We start from the raw sequence: 17,933 nt of genomic DNA on the forward strand, positions 1-17,933 counted from the left end.
CCTCATACTTGCGTCTAGTTTTAGATATTATCCTTAATTTTGGAAAAGATTGGTTTCCGGAATGGAAACTAAAGAAACTATCAACATACAAAATCATGCTGATTTCATTCGACTGGCTGAAACAACTCATACATACTGATAAAACTGCTGAAGAAATAGGGGAGCTGCTGACAGGCACCGGATTAGAAGTAGAAGCGATTGATACTTTTGATGTAGTACAGGGTGGCCTGGAAGGCATTGTGATTGGAGAGGTACTTACCTGCGAATCGCACCCGGATGCTGACCGCCTGCGCATTACCACCGTGGACATTGGCACCGGTGATCCGAGCCAGATCGTGTGCGGTGCGCCTAACGTAGCAGCCGGCCAGAAAGTGGTGGTAGCTACCGTGAACAGCACCCTCTATCCAGCCGGGGGCGAACCTTTCAAGATCAAGAAATCCAAAATCCGTGGGGCAGTGTCTGAAGGCATGATCTGCGCCGAGGACGAAATAGGTATCGGCCAGTCGCATGCCGGCATTATGGTGCTGGATACCGAGCTACCGAACGGAACGCCCGCCGCCGAGTTTTTTGGCCTAGGCTCCGACAAAGTATTTGAGATCGGCCTGACGCCAAACCGTGCCGATGCCGCCTCGCATTACGGCGTGGCCCGTGACCTGCAGGCGCTGCTGGATACAAAGGCGCAGCTGCCGAATGTAGAGAATTTCAACGTAAACAACACCTCCCGCCCAATTGCGGTGGAGGTAGAGAACACCGATGCCTGCCCACGTTATGCTGGTGTAACGGTGTCCGGTATAAAAGTTGGCCTCTCGCCGGAGTGGATGCAGAAACGCCTGCGCGCCATCGGCCTCTCGCCGATCAACAACGTGGTAGACGTGACTAATTATGTGCTACACGAACTGGGTCAGCCACTACACGCTTTCGATACCGACAAGATCACCGGAGATAAAATTGTGGTGAAGAACGCAACGGCAGGCACTACTTTTAAGACGCTGGATGGCGTGGAGCGTAAGCTGAACCCAACCGACCTGATGATCTGCAACGCGGAGGAGCCGATGGCGATTGGCGGTGTGTTCGGTGGTGAAGAATCCGGCGTGACAGACGAGACCACGAGCATCTTTATCGAGAGTGCTTACTTCTCACCAGGCTCCATCCGCCGCACAGGCACAGCGCACGGCTTGAAGACCGATGCTTCTTTCCGTTTTGAGCGTGGCACCGACCCGAATATGGTGCTCACTGCCCTGAAACGTGCGGCCCTTCTGGTGCAGGAGGTAGCTGGCGGCGAGGTAAGCTCTGAGATCGTGGATGTGTACCCGCTGCCCATCCAAAATAACGAGGTGAAGCTGAACATCGAGCGCGCCCATACTTTAATTGGGCAGCATATCGGTGCCGAGCGCATCAAAACCATACTTACCGATTTGGGAATCGAGATCACCAACGAAACAGAAACAGACCTTACGCTGTCGGTGCCGCCGTTTAAGGTGGATGTTACCCGCGAGGCTGATGTGGTGGAGGAGATTCTGCGTATCTACGGCTTCAATAACATTGAAATGAGCGAGAACCTGGCCACTACATACTTAGCCAAGTTCCCGAACCCATACGCCGAAGACGTGACGGAGACGATCATGAGCTACATCGCGGCTAACGGCTTCCACGAGATCATTACCAACTCCATCACCAACTCCAACTACTACAAACCGGCCGGAGAGGCCGAAGTAGCCACTTTGGTGAATGTGGTAAACTATAACTCCGAAGACTTGGACGTGCTGCGCAAGAGCATGGTGTTCTCGGGCCTGGAGGTGCTGCGCCGCAACATCAACCGCCGCCAGCGCGACCTGAAGCTGTTTGAACTGGGCAAAGTATACGAGATGCAGGACGGCGACTACAAAGAGAGCCGCAAGCTGTCGCTGTACATGGTAGGCAACGTAACGGCCGAAAGCTGGCAGCAGCCAAGTATAAAATCCGCTTTCCACGATTTGGCAGCCGTAGTTCAAAACGTGCTGCGCAAGCTTAACGCCGGTGATTTTGAGGTGCAGAGCCTGCAGGAGCACCAATATATGCGCCAAGGCATTGCCTATGTTAAAAACGGCACTGTGGTGGCAGAGCTTGGCGTGCTGGATGCCGGCGTTACCCGCTTTATGGAGGTGAAGGAGCAGGTGTGGTACGCCGAGCTGAACTGGGATTACCTCCTGAAGAAGTACAAAGATAAACTGGTGGCTGGCGAGTTGCCGAAGTTCCCGGAAGTGCGCCGCGACCTGTCGCTGGTGCTGGACAAGCATGTGACCTTCGATGAGTTGAAGAAGGTAGCTTTTAGAGTGGAACGCAAGCTGCTGCAGGATGTGAATGTGTTTGACGTATATGAAGGCGATAAGATTGAGGCCGGCAAAAAAGCCTATGCCCTGAGCTTTACCCTGCAGGACAAACAACAGACCCTGACCGATAAGGTGATCGAGAGCACGATGAACCGCCTGATGCAGCAATTTGAGAAACAATTGGGAGCCTTTATCCGCAAATAATACCATGCCCAAGGAAAAACAAGTACAACAACTCCGGCATATTGAAGATAAGCTGCGAAAACTAATTCAGCGCCACACCGAGGTGCAGCAACGGCTCATGCGTGCGCAGGAGCAGGTAAAGCAACTGGAGGGGCTGCTGGATGAACGGGATGAGCAGATAAAAAATTTTCAAAATCAGGAGAATATTGTTAAAATTGTAGACGCGATAGCAGGAAACGCTTCAAATTCGACAGAGTTGAAGCTCAAGCTAAACGAATATATTAGAGAAATTGATAAGTGTATTGCTTACCTACAAGACTAAGTATGAGCCTTTAAGAAGCTCAGAGGTTTGGTAAGCCAACCCATAACCCACGCAACGGATGAGTGAATTATCGATCAAGATTCGCATTGCGGAACGCGAGTATCCGATGCGGGTGAAGGAAGAAGAAGAAGAAAGAATAAGAGCTGTCGGGAAGATTCTGAACGAGCGCCTGCGCTTTTTTAAGGATCAGTTTGGCATACAGGATAAGCAGGATCTGCTGGCAATGGTAGCGTTTGAGACCATGGCCGAGAAGATGAAGCAGGAGGATGAGCAGTCCTCGCAAGTATCCCAGATAGACCAGCAGCTTGACCTTCTGGATGATCTCTTATCATCAGTAAATAAATAAACCGGAGGAGGCCATTGCAGCTTCCGTTTATACTTCGTTTGGGCTAAGGAGCCACACCATGTCCGCCTTTGCAGGTACTTGCTATACGTGTTTAAACAAACCTAAACGCTATAGTTATGGATATCCTTTATATTCTATTAACCGCCTTAGTTGCGCTCATTGTGGGCGTACTGATTGGGCGCATGCTCCTGCAAAAAGTATTTAAGCAGCAGGAGGAAGAAGCTCGCCAGAGAGCAAAAAGCATCATCCGTGAAGCAGAGATTAATGCGGAAGCCATTAAAAAGGACCGCATTCTGGAGGCGAAGGAGAAACACCTGAAGATGAAGTCTGAGTTCGAGGAGGAGACGAACAAAAAGAAAAACATCATCATCCAGAACGAGAACAAGGTAAAGCAGCGCGAGCAGCAGGTGCAGAAGCAGATGGAGCAGGCCAAGCGCCTGGAGGCCGATCTGCACAAAGAGAAAGAGCAGCTTCATGCGGAGCTGGAGAAGGAAAGAAACCACCTGCATGTACAGCAGGAGCAACTGAAGAAGCGCAAGGAAGAGGTAGAGCAGCAGCACGGAGAGGTTGTGGGCCAGCTGGAGAGAATAGCCGGACTGACAGCCGCCGAAGCCCGTGAGCAACTGGTAGAGGCCCTGAAGAGCGAGGCACAGTCTCATGCTTCGTCGCATGTTAAAGACATTGTGGCGCAGGCCAAGCTTACCGCTACCAAGGAAGCCAAGAAAATCGTTATCGAAACCATTCAGCGTACCGCTGCGGAGCACGCCATTGAGAACTGCGTTTCGGTGTTCAACATCGAAAGCGACGACATTAAAGGCAAAATTATCGGCCGTGAGGGTCGTAACATCCGTGCGCTGGAAGCCGCTACTGGCGTAGAAATTATTGTTGACGACACGCCTGAGGCCATTATTATCTCTGGTTTTGACCCGGTTCGCCGCGAGATTGCGCGTCTATCGCTGCACCGCCTGGTGGCCGATGGCCGTATTCACCCTGCCCGTATTGAGGAGGTGGTAACCAAAACACGCAAGAACATTGAGGAGGAGATTGTAGAGATTGGCGAGCGTACCGCTATTGACCTCGGCATACACGGGCTGCACCCGGAGCTGATTAAAATGGTAGGCCGCATGCGTTTCCGTTCGTCGTACGGACAGAACCTGTTGCAGCACTCACGCGAGGTAGCCAACCTTTGCGCCACCATGGCCGCAGAGCTAGGCCTGAACGTGAAGCATGCCAAGCGCGCCGGTCTGTTGCATGATATTGGCAAGGTTACGCCAGACGAGCCGGAGCTGCCGCACGCCATTATTGGTATGGAGCTGGCCAAGAAGTATAAAGAGCACCCGGACGTGTGCAACGCCATCGGTGCCCACCACGACGAGGTAGAGATGACTGCCATGGTATCGCCGCTGGTACAGGCCTGCGACGCCATTTCTGGTTCAAGACCAGGCGCCCGCCGCGAGATAATGGAATCGTACATCAAGCGTTTGAAGGAGCTGGAGGAGACTGCAGTTTCATTTGAAGGTGTGAACCAATGCTACGCCATTCAGGCCGGCCGCGAGCTGCGCGTAATGGTAGATGCCGATAACGTGACAGATGAAAAGGCAGCACAGCTTTCTTACGACATCTCCCAGAAGATCGAGAAAGAGATGCAGTATCCTGGCCAGATCAAGATTACGGTTATCCGTGAGATGCGCGCCGTGAGCTACGCCAAGTAAGCATTACATTTGATATTAAATAAGGTTAAACCGCCTGCCGCATCTGTGGCAGGCGGTTTTGTTTTGTCTGTACTTTTGGTGGGGTAGAGTTTGCTTGATTGGATGAAGTAAAATATTTATATTGTAAGTTATATATAGTATGTTCGTGAGTCTAACTATGTTTACCCACCTATTGTTGATTGGCTAAATGTAATAATCACTTATGCCTTGTATTAGTACATAGACATTTTATCATGAATGAGATTAACATAAGATTAAACCAAAAGTATAAATCTTTTGATAATGGTTTCAATGCCTCTTTACAAGGTCAAATTATCATTTTGTCAGGTATTAATGGGTCTGGCAAATCCCAATTAATAAATATTATAAAGGGGAGAGAACAGAGGGACATAGAAGATCCAAGGCATCACCAAAGAAGTTCTACAAGTCATATTATAATCAATAGCACAGTTGAAATCAATGGAGTAAAAATTGATCAAAAAAGAATTGAATCAAAAAGCTTTAAAGATAATATTAACCTGCCTGAAATTTCTTTATCAACATCGGCACAGTCAAGCCAATCTGTAAATCAAGCATATGCTCAATTCGTAAATGGAAATTTAGACCCTAATAAATCACCTCAATTTGCTAGTTCTTGTATTAAAGCTATCAACATACTCAAAGATAAGTTTGGGGTACATTATAAGGATATCTCGGAAGCTGACTTTAAAAGCACTTTAAGGCAGAGCGATTTTATATGGCGTAATGAAGACCAATTTACTGATATTATTGGTTTTTTGTTTTATAATCATGCAATGGCTATTGCACAAGGTCGACAAGAAGCAGGAAGGAAATATGGACCTCCCTTTGATGAAACTTCATTAGGTATTGCCCCATGGAATGAATTGAATAATCTGTTTTCCGACTTGAAGCTAGAATATCGATTTAAAGAGAATTATGAGATAATTCATGCAGAACTTACTGAAACGCCTCGGCTATATTCAATTGATAAAGACAGTAATATAATTGAGTCAGAAATCCGAACTTTAAAAGATCTTTCTGATGGAGAGAAAACAATTATTTCATTATGCTTTACCTCATTAAGAAAAATAGAGAAGGAAAGTAAGGCGCTACTCTTACTGGATGAGTTAGATGCGGTTCTGAATCCATCGCTTACTGAAAGTCTTTTTATTGTCCTGAAAAAATACTATGTAGACAAAGGTATAACAGTAATAATAACAACACATTCTTCAGCTACAATCTCCTTAGCACCAAATAATTCTACTTTTTATGAAGTTTTTAAGAAAAACGATTTTACCTCAAGAATAATTGAAGTAAATCAGGACGAGTATAAGGAGCTTCAAAAAGTGAATAAAAGATTTTATGATAAGATTGAAAATCAATCCCAAAGAATAAAATATCTTGAAACTGATTTAGATTCTGATGATGGGATATTAATTATCACAGAGGGAAAAACAGATTGGAAATACATCTTAGGTGCTTTACAGTATTTTCACTCTAAGGATGAATTTACGTGTATCAAGGAAAAGTTCTTTTGTAAACATGGTTCACAAAAGGACTGTGATTCAAAAGTATGTGGTACTACCCACTTTGCTGAATTTAGTGAGGCTCAACTAAACAATTATCTTAGAAGCGAAATTGATTTAAGAGCAGGAGATACGGAAAGGCGAAAAAAAGTACGGATTGGAATTTTCGACTCTGATACAGATATCAAAATTAAAAAGAAGCCAGAATACGGTGTCCACTCTTTCAAAATACAACCTAATGGCATTTCAACAGAGTTCTTATTTGATGATAGTGAGATAAAGTCTGAAATAAAGGGGCAAAGACTTTTTATTGGAGATGAATTTAACGTTAAGTCATTTCGTCACATTACTCATCAAAATCTGAACTTAGGAAATGGTCCGCAGAACAAAGCCGGCAAAAGAGCAATAATTGATTGTGATGTATATAATGAACTACACGAAAACAAAGCTCTTTCAAAAGAAAACTTTTCTCAAGCCATTTATCATCGTAACATAAAAATCAAAGAAGAGAGTTGGGAGAGATTTCGTCATATTTTTGAACAAATTGCCAAATTACTTCCTGTGACAGAACCTATCGAAGAGAATATTTAGAAATTATGTATAACAATTAGTATAAGTCATAGCCTCACAAATCCAACGCAAAAGCAAAATACCAACTTCTAAGTCACTGCACGATATTTAAAAGTATAAGTAATTGCAGTTTCCCGTCATACCAAAAAAGTAAATTTAACAAAAAACACCCACAGAAACTGCAGGTGCTTTACTCTTAGCTATATGTTTTTGGTAGGACTAGTTTTAATAAATAGCCCATTGCGCTTTAGTCTGGTTTGGATTCAAAACTAAAGTATAAGCCTGGCAGCGGGGCTAAACAACAGGAGATAATTTTAGCTGCCGTGCCAAGCTTATGTTCTAAGTAAGCTATGTATAAAATGCGCAGTGCGCGTGAAGTTTAACTGATCTTATACTTTAGCTCAGGAAGGCCTTCAGCATCCAGAGCGTTTTCTCGTTTTCGTGGATGTCCTCGCTGATAAGGCTAACCGTACCTTCGTCGCCGGTTTCAGCGGCCAGCTTTAGTATGTCGCGCTCCAGGTCCAGCAGCGTGCTCAGGTTTTGGTGTGTGGCGGTTACGGTTTCAGGGCCATCGCTCAGATTGCCCGCCTCCTTTATACTTGACAGGCGCAGGTAATCCGAAAAAGTATGGAGCGGCTGCTGCCCGATGGTAAGAATCCGTTCGGCAATGGCATCTATTCTGCCAAGAGCCGTGTTATACAGCTCCTCAAACTTCTCGTGCAGCTGAAAAAAGTACACGCCTTTAATGTTCCAATGGAAGCCGCGCAGGTTCTGATAGTATAAATGATAGTTCGCCAGCAGCTCGTTCAGCTTCTCTGCCACCTGCTTGCTGTCTTCCTTCTGTAATCCTATATTCGATAGTTTTTCCATGGTCTCGTTTGTGTCGTATTTCGCTTAATTGTTGATACAAAGATCGCATTATTCGTATTATCTATCAAATCGATTGTTTTTATACTTTGATAGATATAGTTTATGATGTAGTTTTGTGTAGCCTGAAGTACAAAGTATAGGCGCCGCATTTTTATAGAGTATCCCTTATGACCATAGTACAGTTAGAGTACCTGGTGGCCGTAGACACGCACCGCCATTTTGCCACGGCCGCCGAGCACTGCTTCGTAACGCAGCCCACGCTAAGTATGCAGCTGCAGAAGCTGGAGGAGGAGCTGGGTGTGCAGCTGTTCGACCGCAGCCGCGTGCCGGTGCGGCCAACCGAGCTGGGGAAGGAGATCATTGCGCAGGCGCGCGTGGTGCTGGCCGAGAGCAAGAAGATACAGGAGCTGGTGCAGAACCAGAAGCAGGAGCTGAGCGGGGAGCTGCGTATCGGTGTTATCCCAACGCTGGCCCCTTACCTGATCCCGCTGTTCATCACCAGCTTCCTGGAGAAGCACCCACAGGTACGGGTGGTGGTGCAGGAGCTGCTGACCGATGAGATAGTAGAGAAGCTGAACCACGAGCTGCTGGATGTAGGCCTGCTGGTGACGCCACTCGCAAATAAAAGTATAAAAGAGCTGCCGCTGTTCTATGAGGCCTTTGTAGCTTACATAAACCCGAACCACCCGCTGGCAAAGCAGTCGTACATTGCCGCCGACGAGCTGGACTTGGATGAGCTGTGGGTGCTGAACGAAGGCCACTGCTTCCGGAGCCAGGTGCTCAACATCTGCAACCGAAGCGGCTCAGGTACCGGTAGCCACCTGGACTATAAGAGCGGCTCCCTGGAAACCCTGAAGCGCATTGTAGAAACGCAGCACGGCCTGACGCTGCTTCCGGAACTGTCGGTGCTGGAGATGCCGGAGGAAAAGCAAAAGATGGTACATGTCTTCGAAGAGCCGCAGCCACTGCGTGAGGTAAGCCTGGTGGTGCACCGCAGCTTCCTAAAGAAAAAGCTGATTGAAGCGCTGCGCCAGGAGATCATCAGCTGTATTCCGGGAAGTATAAAAAACCGCGAAAAAGCGAAGGTGGTGGCCGTAAAATAACGTGTGTAAAGGCTGCTGGTTGGGTTTCACCGGAGCAGGCTGCTTGCAACGGGTACTGAATTGAAGCAAGAAAAAAATAGAGCAATGCAAAAAGTAAGATGGGGGATAATTGGCTGCGGCGACGTAACAGAAGTAAAAAGCGGCCCGGCTTTCAGTAAGGTTGCAAACTCGGAGCTGGTGGCCGTGATGAGGCGCGACGGAGCTAAAGCAAGGGATTATGCAGAGCGGCATGGCGTGCCTAAGTGGTATGATGATGCCGAAAAGCTCATTCAGAACCCTGAAGTAGATGCGGTATACATTGCCACTCCCCCCGACTCGCATGCTGCTTATACTTTAATGGTAGCTGCTGCCGGTAAGCCTGTGTATGTAGAGAAGCCTATGGCCCTGAACTATGCGCAGTGCCAGGAGATGATCGCAGCTTGTAGTCAGGCCAACGTGCCGCTGTTTGTGGCTTTCTACCGCAGAAGCCAGCCTTCTTTTAACAAAGTAAAGGAGCTGCTGGAAAGTAAGGCTATTGGAGAAATCCGCTTCGTGAACATTAGGCTGTACCAGCCGCTGCAACCGGATCAGTATAAGAATGAGCTGCCGTGGCGCGTTCTGCCGGAGGTATCTGGCGGCGGCCTCTTCCACGATCTGGCACCTCACCAGCTCGACATTCTTGATTTTATACTTGGGCCTATTGCTTCAGCCTCTGGTCAGGTAGTAAACCAAGCCGAGTTGTACGAAGCAGAGGATCTGGTGACGGCACAGTTCAAGTTCCAAAGCGGAGTACTGGGCAGTGGTGTATGGTGCTTTAGCGTGGCAGAGCAACAGCAAACAGATAGTATAGAAATTGTCGGCAGCGCAGGCCGCATTACCTTCCCCACTTTTGCCAAAGAGCCTATATACTTGGAAACCACCGCTGGCACAGAACAGTTTCTGCTCCCGCCCCCGCAGCACGTGCAGCAGCCTTTTATACAATCTATTGTGGAGGAGCTAACCGGAAAAGGCAAATGCCCCGGCTCTGCTGTTTCAGCCGCGCGTACATCCTGGGTGATGGATCAGATTGTGGGGAGAGGATAGCATATAGATCAAACCTCGCAGTGGCCATGCTCTGAAATGCCTCGGAAATAATCAGAATTTTGATTCGTGGCAAAGTATGATTTAAAGTATAAGGCTAATCTAGCTTTAGTCCATTCCTGTCTAAGGGGGACTTTTTACCCCTCCCCGGCCCTCCCCTAAAAACAGGGGAGGGAGTACCTGCAACGCCGGGTCCAACCACCCCTAACCCCTCCTTGTCTAAGGTGGGGAATTCTGCTGAAGCTCCGTCAGCAGCGGCTATTGGAAACTGATCCCAGCCTTTGGGTTGAGCGCCTTTGGAGTTTTTCGGTCCCGCAGGGATTGCAAAGCGACAGCGAGCAAAGAAAAGCTCCCAGCGCGATGCCCGAAGGCGAGGCCTCTCGGCCTTGAGGGAACCAAAGCCAGAGGTGAAACAATAGATATGTAAGACTGAGGAACAGCAGCAGCTAGTAAAGATAGCCTGGCTCAAGTTGCCAGAATCAGCAGCTATGAAAGTATAACTAAGGTTTAGAAGTATGGCTTACATGGCTTGCAAACACGAGGCGGCAAGATCAACCAAACAACTAAGGCATTAAAAACAAAACAGGCTGCCCAAAAGAGCAGCCTGTTTTTATACTTTAAAGTATACTTTCTAAGTATAACTAAGCGTTGATACCAGCTTCCTGAAGGGCTTTTACCATTGCATCGCCGATCTCAGCCGGAGACTCTACCACATGGATACCGTTCTCACGCATGATCTTCATTTTAGCAGCAGCAGTATCATCTGCGCCACCTACAATAGCACCCGCGTGGCCCATACGGCGACCTGCAGGAGCAGTTTGGCCAGCGATGAAACCAACTACCGGCTTTTTGTTGCCAGATTCGCTGATATATTTCGCAGCCATTGCTTCGTAGTTACCGCCAATCTCACCGATCATTACGATGGCGTCTGTCTCAGGGTCGTTCATCAGCAATTCAACAGCATCTTTGGTAGGCGTTCCGATGATTGGGTCACCACCGATACCGATCGCTGTAGAAATACCAAGGCCAGCTTTCACGATTTGGTCAGCGGCCTCGTAGGTTAATGTACCGGATTTAGAAACGATACCGATACGACCTGACTTGAACACGAAACCTGGCATGATACCAACCTTCGCCTCGCCTGGCGTGATAACACCCGGGCAGTTAGGTCCGATCAGGGTAACATCTTTACCTTTCAGGTAGTTTTTAGCAGCCACCATGTCTTTTACCGGGATACCCTCTGTAATGCACACAATAACTTTGATGCCGGCAGCAGCAGCTTCCATGATAGCGTCAGCAGCGAAAGCCGGTGGCACGAAAATGATAGACACATCAGCTCCGGTTTTCTTCACAGCGTCTTCTACTGTGTTATAAACTGGCAGGTCAAGGTGGTTAGAGCCGCCCTTGCCCGGAGTAACACCACCAACTACGTTTGTGCCGTACTCAATCATCTGTGATGCGTGGAAAGAACCTTCCGAGCCAGTAAAGCCCTGCACAATCACTTTCGAATCTTTATTTACTAAAACACTCATGTGTATCTTTTTTAGTTTATGTATTGACGGTCGAACTATTAGGTAGTGCAAAAATAGGCTTTTTTGTGGCCTGTGCAAAAAATAGTTACCGCTAATATACCCTGCTGCAAGGAACCTCTGCCCGCTGCAGGTGGTTATCAAATTGCTGCCCAGCCTAAGTAACCGCTTTTTTGGCTATACCTTTGGATGCTAACCATTTCAGAGCAGGCGGCTGGCCACTTTTGCTACAAGGCAACCAAGGCCGAATGGGCAGCGAATTCACTTATTTTCCTTACCTTTGCACCCAAATTCAAAAAGAGAACTGATGAAGTATCTGAATAATATCACCGAGGCAATCGGTAACACGCCACTTGTAAAGCTAAACAACGTTACAAAAGGAATTAAAGCCACGGTATTGGCAAAAGTAGAGTACTTTAACCCAGGTAACTCTGTAAAAGACCGCATGGCCGTTAAAATGATTGAGGATGCTGAGAAAGCCGGTATCCTGAAGCCAGGCGGTACTATTATAGAAGGCACATCGGGCAATACCGGAATGGGCCTGGCTCTGGCTGCTATCTCTAAAGGTTACAAATGCATCTTTACCCTAGCTGATAAGCAAAGCAAGGAGAAAATGGACATCCTGCGCGCGGTAGGAGCAGAGGTTATCGTATGCCCAACCAATGTATCGCCTGACCACCCGGATTCATACTACTCCGTGGCAAAGCGCCTGAACGAGGAAATCCCGAACTCCTTCTATCCGAACCAATATGACAACATGTCGAACACGGCAGCGCATTACGAAGGTACCGGCCCTGAGATATGGGATCAAACTGAGGGGGAGATTACCTGCTTTGCTGCAGGCGTAGGCACGGGAGGCACTATTTCAGGGATTTCTAAGTACTTAAAAGAACAAAACCCAGCTGTCAAGGTTGTAGGAATCGATACGTATGGCTCGGTATTTAAAAAGTATAAGGAGACAGGCGAGTTCGACGAGAATGAGATTTACTCTTATGCTACCGAAGGCATCGGGGAAGATATCCTGCCAAAGAACGTAAACTTCGACTTGATCGACACCTTTGTGAAGGTAACCGACAAAGACGGAGCCCTGATGACACGCAGGCTGGCAAAGGAAGAAGGCATGTTTGTAGGCTGGTCATGCGGCTCGGCAGTACATGGTGCGCTGGAGTATGCTAAAGAGCATCTGACCGAAGACGATATTATGGTGGTGTTGCTGCCAGATCACGGTACGCGTTACCTTGGCAAAATATACAACGATGACTGGATGCGCCAGCAAGGCTACATCGACTAAAACAACAGCATGCAAGGATAAAAGCTCGGTAAAACTGCTGGGTTTTTATTTTTGAGTGGTAACACCAAGCGCTGTATCTAGTATAAAAACAAGCGCTTAAGTATTAGCAGCTACACTAAAACCAATTTGTTAGGCCCCGACATTCTTCGGCATAAGTGGTTAAGTGGCAAAAGCTGGAGCATGAGCTTTCTAGTAAATTGGATAGCTTCTATGTATGTAGATTATCAGAAGTTTTATACTTTTGTAAGCAGGCACAACAGGCTTTTATTTCCTTTGGGCTGATGAGTGACTAATGAACTATATGAGAAAACTGTCTGGTATATTACTTATTGACGATGATGATACGACCAACTTCCTGAACCAGCGTTTGCTAGACAGGATGCAGGTAACAGAAAATATCCGCACGTTCGTTAACGGCAAGCAGGCCTTTGATTACCTATATAACGTAAGCAACAACAATTACGAAACGGAGAGCAAAGACTACTTTCGTCCGGAGCTGATCTTCCTGGATATAAATATGCCGGTAATGGATGGCTTTGAGATGCTGGACTTGTACGAGCGCCTCGACGCAGATTTCAGGAAGCATATCGTGATGGTGGTGCTTACCACATCTACGCACCCACAGGATACAGCGAACTCAAAGAAGTATAATGCCGAGTATATTATTAAACCCCTGACTGCCGAAAAAGTAAGCAACTTGCTAGAAAAGCATTTTCAGGAAGAACGTGAAGATTCTTAGCATCGCAGCTAGTAAATAAAGTATAAAAAGGCGGGTCGCTACCATGGTAGCGACCCGCCTTTTTTGTGTTATGCTTTGGTAAACCTAAAGCAGCAAGTATACTTAGGTATCTGAAATTCCTGAATTTTAATTCTCTACCTTCTCTGCCACCGGCACAAACTGGAAGGTGTCTCCGTTAAACAGCCCCTGGTCACTAAGCTTAAGCGAAGGGATAACGAGCAGCGCCATAAAAGAGAGCGTCATGAACGGTGACTCCAGGGTGCTGCCCATCTGTTTGCTTATTTGGTCAATTGCTGCGTAAGCCTCAGCCACTTTGTAGCCATCCTGTGCCGACATAATGCCTGCTACCGGCAGCGGCAGCAGATGCTCCTTGCCCATACCCACAGCGGCCACACCGCCTTTTGCCCCGATAATCAGGTTAACGGCATTGGCTATACTTTCATCGTCCACGCCCACAGCAATAATGTTGTGCGAGTCGTGCCCGACGGAAGAGGCGATGGCTCCTTCTTTTAAACCTACATTTTTGATAAATGCCACAGCCGGTATAGTGTTTTGATAACGGTTTACGACGGCAATCTTCAGTACGTCCTGCGCCACATCAGAAAGTATAAACCCGTTCTCGACACGCGGCGTTGCCCATACTTGTTTGGTTATCAGCTGCCCGTCAAATGTTTCGATTACCCGGATTTTGTTGGCATCTCCTACTGGCACTTCAAACTGCTGCGCCACCTTCACGTCCGTATCAAAGTTGTTTATTTCCTCGCTTGGCGTAAATTGTATGTTAGATTTGCCCTTCTCCGCCACCAACTCACCATTGATGTAAGTGGCCAGCACGTTAAAGTTTTCGGGGTTGTCTATAAGTATAAAATCAGCCGCATCGCCCTCGCGCAGCAAACCAACCTCCAGTTTATAATGCTCTACGGGGTTTACGCAGGCCGCCTGCAGCACCTGAAACAGATTATTGCCTTTGGCCAAGGCACGTTTTACCAACAGGTTAATGTGGCCTTCCACCAGGTTGTCGGGGTGCTTATCATCAGAGCAGAACATGATGTTTTGGTAGTGCTCTGGCAGCAGCGGTATAAGTGCCTCAAAGTTTTTGGCGGCGCTGCCTTCCCGAATCAGGATTTTCATGCCTACGGCCAGTTTATCCAAAGCTTCCTCGGCGGTAAAGCACTCATGGTCGGTGGTGATGCCGGCGGAAGCGTACAGTTTTGCCTGCTCACCCATCAGGCCTGGGGCGTGTCCGTCCACGGCTTTGCCATACTTTTTGGCCAGCTCAATTTTCTCCATCACCTCCGGGTCGCGGTTCAGCACTCCTGGCCAGTTCATCATCTCGGCCAGATACTTAATCTCTTCCCGCTGGAATAATTTTTCAATGTCGGCGGCCGTTATCTCAGCGCCGGCAGTCTCAAAAGGAGTGGCCGGAACACAGGATGGTGCGCCAAAATAGAATTTGAATGGCACTTTTTTTCCGTTTTCTACCATGTACTCCACGCCTTTTATGCCTAATACATTGCCGATTTCGTGCGGGTCTGAAACGGTGGCTACCGTACCGTGCGGCACAGCCAGGCGGGCAAACTCACAGGGTACCAGCATAGAACTCTCCACGTGCACGTGTGCGTCCACAAATCCCGGTAGAATGTAATTAGTGCTGTCGGTGGCCTCACGAACTATTTCGGAAATGCGGCCGTTTGACAAATGGACCGTGCCCTGGTAAATCTCCTGGTTATGTATGTCGATGATGTGTCCGGATACAGTATGGTCGGTATGCATAGGTTGTAAATGTTAGACTTAAAATTGCCCGCAATGGGTGGGCTTAAACCGGCAAATTACCTTATATTTGCATCAAATTCAGTCGCTTTGAAAAAGTTAATTTCATATATCGTTTTAGCGGGCTTTCTGGCCTCAGGTACGTTGGCTGGCTGCTCCAGCAAAACACCTCAGCAGAAAAAAACGGCTAAATACCTGAAAAAAAGCAAGAGCGGCAACATGCCCTGCCCCTGCGACTCAAACTAAACTCCCTTTTTGATTCCCTCTGTTATGAAGAAAATTGTAATCGCGCTCGACGGGTACTCCTCATGCGGTAAAAGCACTACGGCCAAACTTGTAGCCGCCGAACTTGGTTATGCCTATATTGATACCGGAGCTATGTACCGTGCGGTTACATTATATTTTCTGGAGCACCACGTATCTTTCACTAACCCTAAGGAAATTAATGAGGCGCTTGATAACATTGACATCGAGTTTCATTACAACCCTAAAAATAAACGCAACGAGATTTACCTGAATGGCCTGAATGTTGAAGATGAGATCCGTAAGATGTATATCTCCAACATGGTGAGCGAGGTGAGCGTGATAGCAGAGGTGCGCCGGGCTATGGTGGCCCAGCAGCAGAAGATGGGGCGCAAGCGCGGTGTGGTAATGGATGGCCGTGACATAGGCACAGCCGTGTTTCCGGATGCGGAAGTAAAGATTTTTATGACTGCTGACGTAGACACCCGCACCAAACGCCGCCAGGATGAGCTGCTGGAGAAGAAGCAACTGGTAAACTATGATGAGATCCGGGAGAACCTGCAGAAACGCGACCTGATCGACTCCACACGTGCCGAGAGCCCGTTGCGCCAGGCAGAGGACGCGCACCTGCTCGATACCTCGCACATGACGATAGATGAGCAAGTTGAGTTTGTAATTGAGCGCGTAACAGGGCAGCTGCTTCGGAACGAGTATGCGGCCCAACAGAACTGAAGCTAAAATGAACATAACCATAGATAAGAATTCCGGCTACTGCTTTGGTGTAGAGTTTGCCATACAAATGGCCGAGGATGAAATGGAAAGCTGCGAGGAACTGTACTGCCTCGGAGATATTGTGCATAACAGTATGGAGGTGAACCGCCTCTACAAAAAAGGGCTGCGCATTATAGACCGTGAGCAGCTGCAAGAGCTGCGCGATTGCAAAGTGCTGATTCGTGCCCACGGCGAGCCGCCCGAAACGTATAAACTGGCGCTTGAAAACAACATCGAGCTGATAGATGCCTCCTGCCCGGTAGTGCTGAAGCTGCAGAACCGCGTAAAACACGCCTTCGACGCAGGCAAGCCAGCCAACGCGCAGGTAGTTATTTACGGCCAGGTGGGCCACGCGGAGGTGATAGGCTTAGCCGGCCAAACCCGCGACGAAGCTATCATTGTAACTACAGAGGAAGACCTGGAGAAGATTGATTTTACACGTCCTGTAACGCTTTTCAGCCAGACAACCAAAAGCACCAAGGGCTTCTACCATATAAAATCACTGATTGAGGAGCGGCTGCAGCAGGCTAACCAAGACAGTACGGCAGTGCCTGGTTTCGATGCGAACGACAGTATTTGCCGCCAGGTATCTAACCGCGAACCGCAACTGGCCAAATTCTCTACAGAGCATGATGTGATTGTGTTTGTAAGCGGCAAGAAAAGCTCCAACGGCAAAGCGTTATATAGCGTATGTAAGCAGCATAACCCTAACAGCTACTTTGTAGAAAGCGAAGAAGAACTGCAGCCGGAGTGGTTTGCCGAAGCTGGTAGCGTAGGGATTTGTGGCGCCACCTCTACGCCTATGTGGCTTATGGAGCAGGTAGCCGCAAGCATAACAGCCTTAAAGGCAGAGCAAGTATAAATATTAGCAATACACTATAAAAGCTTTTCGCTAATTTAGGCTTTGCTTCGGCAAAGCCTTTTTTATGCACCTAATAACATGAAAACCCTTTTTCGTTATTTCCTGAACGGCCTCCTGATCATTGCCCCGATCGCTATCACTGTTTTTATCGTAGTCGGTATTATCGACTGGCTCGATAGTCTTTTTGACTTAGGCATACCTGGTTTAGGCATACTACTGATGGTGGTACTGCTTACGGTAGTAGGCTTTATCGGCTCTTCCTTTTTCGTGAAGCCATTCTTTGTGATAATGGAGAAGCTGGTGCATAAGGTGCCGCTCGTGAGCATTATCTACTCAAGTATAAAAGACTTGTTTGATGCCTTTGTAGGTGATAACCAGAAGTTTAACAGGCCTGTGATGGTGAAGATGACAGAAGACTCCGAGAACCATAAGCTCGGCTTTGTTACGCAGGAGGTGCTGCTGCAGCTGAATGTGGAGGATAAAGTGGCCGTATACTTTCCGCACTCCTACAACTTCTCCGGCGAACTGTTTCTGGTGCCCAAGCGCAACGTCACCTTTATCGACCTGCCAAGCTCTGAAGTCATGAAGTTTATTGTTTCAGGCGGTGTTTCGAAACTTTAAAAAGTTAGAAGGTTAGAAAGTTGAGAAGTTATTGGGACGTATACTTTGTATACGCATTAGCATTCTTTGTTTTATCTTTCACTACTCCTAATCTTTTAATTCTTTAA

The 17,933-nt window shown here is 47.6% G+C and carries 14 protein-coding genes and 1 pseudogene; 12 read left to right on the forward strand and 3 right to left on the reverse strand.

The features are described 5' to 3' along the window. Positions 1–95: 95 nt before the first annotated feature. The 5 genes from pheT to Q1B04_RS05545 all read left to right on the forward strand — a co-directional run bounded on the left by pheT (position 96) and on the right by Q1B04_RS05545 (position 6,989). Positions 96–2,513, forward strand: coding sequence for a phenylalanine--tRNA ligase subunit beta (gene pheT, locus Q1B04_RS05525; protein WP_299756578.1), 2,418 nt, complete (start codon positions 96–98; stop codon positions 2,511–2,513). Between the two features lie 4 nt (positions 2,514–2,517). Then, complete coding sequence (locus Q1B04_RS05530) at positions 2,518–2,814, forward strand: hypothetical protein (protein ID WP_299756580.1); 297 nt, start codon at positions 2,518–2,520, stop codon at positions 2,812–2,814. A gap of 58 nt (positions 2,815–2,872) precedes the next feature. Then, positions 2,873–3,160: a cell division protein ZapA gene (locus Q1B04_RS05535; protein WP_299756582.1), complete on the forward strand. Its 288-nt coding sequence runs from the start codon at positions 2,873–2,875 to the stop codon at positions 3,158–3,160. 116 nt (positions 3,161–3,276) lie between these two features. Beyond that, positions 3,277–4,872, forward strand: coding sequence for a ribonuclease Y (gene rny / locus Q1B04_RS05540; RefSeq protein ID WP_299756584.1), 1,596 nt, complete (start codon positions 3,277–3,279; stop codon positions 4,870–4,872). Between the two features lie 233 nt (positions 4,873–5,105). Continuing rightward, on the forward strand, positions 5,106–6,989 hold the full coding sequence (locus tag Q1B04_RS05545; RefSeq protein WP_299756586.1) for an AAA family ATPase: 1,884 nt from the start codon (positions 5,106–5,108) through the stop codon (positions 6,987–6,989). Positions 6,990–7,364: 375 nt separating this feature from the next. Here the strand turns inward: Q1B04_RS05545 and Q1B04_RS05550 are convergent, their stop codons facing one another. After that, positions 7,365–7,838, reverse strand: a complete 474-nt coding sequence (locus Q1B04_RS05550; protein ID WP_299756588.1) for a Dps family protein — start codon at positions 7,836–7,838, stop codon at positions 7,365–7,367. Between the two features lie 167 nt (positions 7,839–8,005). Here Q1B04_RS05550 and Q1B04_RS05555 point away from each other — a divergent pair, with 167 nt between their 5' ends. Both Q1B04_RS05555 and Q1B04_RS05560 read left to right on the forward strand, forming a co-directional pair. Further along, positions 8,006–8,941 carry a hydrogen peroxide-inducible genes activator gene (locus Q1B04_RS05555; RefSeq protein WP_299756590.1) on the forward strand — a complete coding sequence of 312 codons (936 nt, stop codon included), beginning with the start codon at positions 8,006–8,008 and terminating at the stop codon, positions 8,939–8,941. Between the two features lie 84 nt (positions 8,942–9,025). Further along, entirely contained in the window at positions 9,026–10,003 is a 978-nt protein-coding gene (locus Q1B04_RS05560; protein WP_299756591.1) for a Gfo/Idh/MocA family oxidoreductase, read from the forward strand. A 638-nt stretch (positions 10,004–10,641) separates the two neighbouring features. Here Q1B04_RS05560 and sucD read toward each other — a convergent pair. After that, a complete protein-coding gene (gene sucD, locus Q1B04_RS05565) occupies positions 10,642–11,532 on the reverse strand; it encodes a succinate--CoA ligase subunit alpha (RefSeq protein WP_119430910.1) in 891 nt (296 codons plus the stop codon). Between the two features lie 304 nt (positions 11,533–11,836). On the opposite strand from sucD, the pseudogene Q1B04_RS05570 reads away from it, so the two are divergent. Beyond that, positions 11,837–12,817 (forward strand): annotated as a pseudogene (locus Q1B04_RS05570) (pyridoxal-phosphate dependent enzyme); the annotation flags it as partial. A 304-nt stretch (positions 12,818–13,121) separates the two neighbouring features. Beyond that, positions 13,122–13,559 (forward strand): response regulator, encoded by a 438-nt coding sequence (locus Q1B04_RS05575; RefSeq protein ID WP_299756596.1) that lies wholly within the window; start codon positions 13,122–13,124, stop codon positions 13,557–13,559. Positions 13,560–13,685: 126 nt separating this feature from the next. Here Q1B04_RS05575 and ade read toward each other — a convergent pair whose 3' ends face one another. Next, positions 13,686–15,332 carry an adenine deaminase gene (ade, locus tag Q1B04_RS05580; protein WP_299756599.1) on the reverse strand — a complete coding sequence of 549 codons (1,647 nt, stop codon included), beginning with the start codon at positions 15,330–15,332 and terminating at the stop codon, positions 13,686–13,688. Between the two features lie 267 nt (positions 15,333–15,599). Here ade and cmk point away from each other — a divergent pair, with 267 nt between their 5' ends. From cmk to Q1B04_RS05595, 3 genes are all read left to right on the forward strand, one after another. Beyond that, a complete protein-coding gene (gene cmk, locus Q1B04_RS05585) occupies positions 15,600–16,304 on the forward strand; it encodes a (d)CMP kinase (protein ID WP_299756601.1) in 705 nt (234 codons plus the stop codon). Between the two features lie 7 nt (positions 16,305–16,311). Next, positions 16,312–17,205 carry a 4-hydroxy-3-methylbut-2-enyl diphosphate reductase gene (locus Q1B04_RS05590; protein ID WP_299756605.1) on the forward strand — a complete coding sequence of 298 codons (894 nt, stop codon included), beginning with the start codon at positions 16,312–16,314 and terminating at the stop codon, positions 17,203–17,205. Positions 17,206–17,283: 78 nt separating this feature from the next. Next, positions 17,284–17,826, forward strand: coding sequence for a DUF502 domain-containing protein (locus Q1B04_RS05595; RefSeq protein WP_299756607.1), 543 nt, complete (start codon positions 17,284–17,286; stop codon positions 17,824–17,826). Positions 17,827–17,933 lie beyond the last annotated feature (107 nt).

Origin of the sequence: uncultured Pontibacter sp., from assembly GCF_947495565.1 — a bacterium.
Taxonomy (GTDB): domain Bacteria; phylum Bacteroidota; class Bacteroidia; order Cytophagales; family Hymenobacteraceae; genus Pontibacter.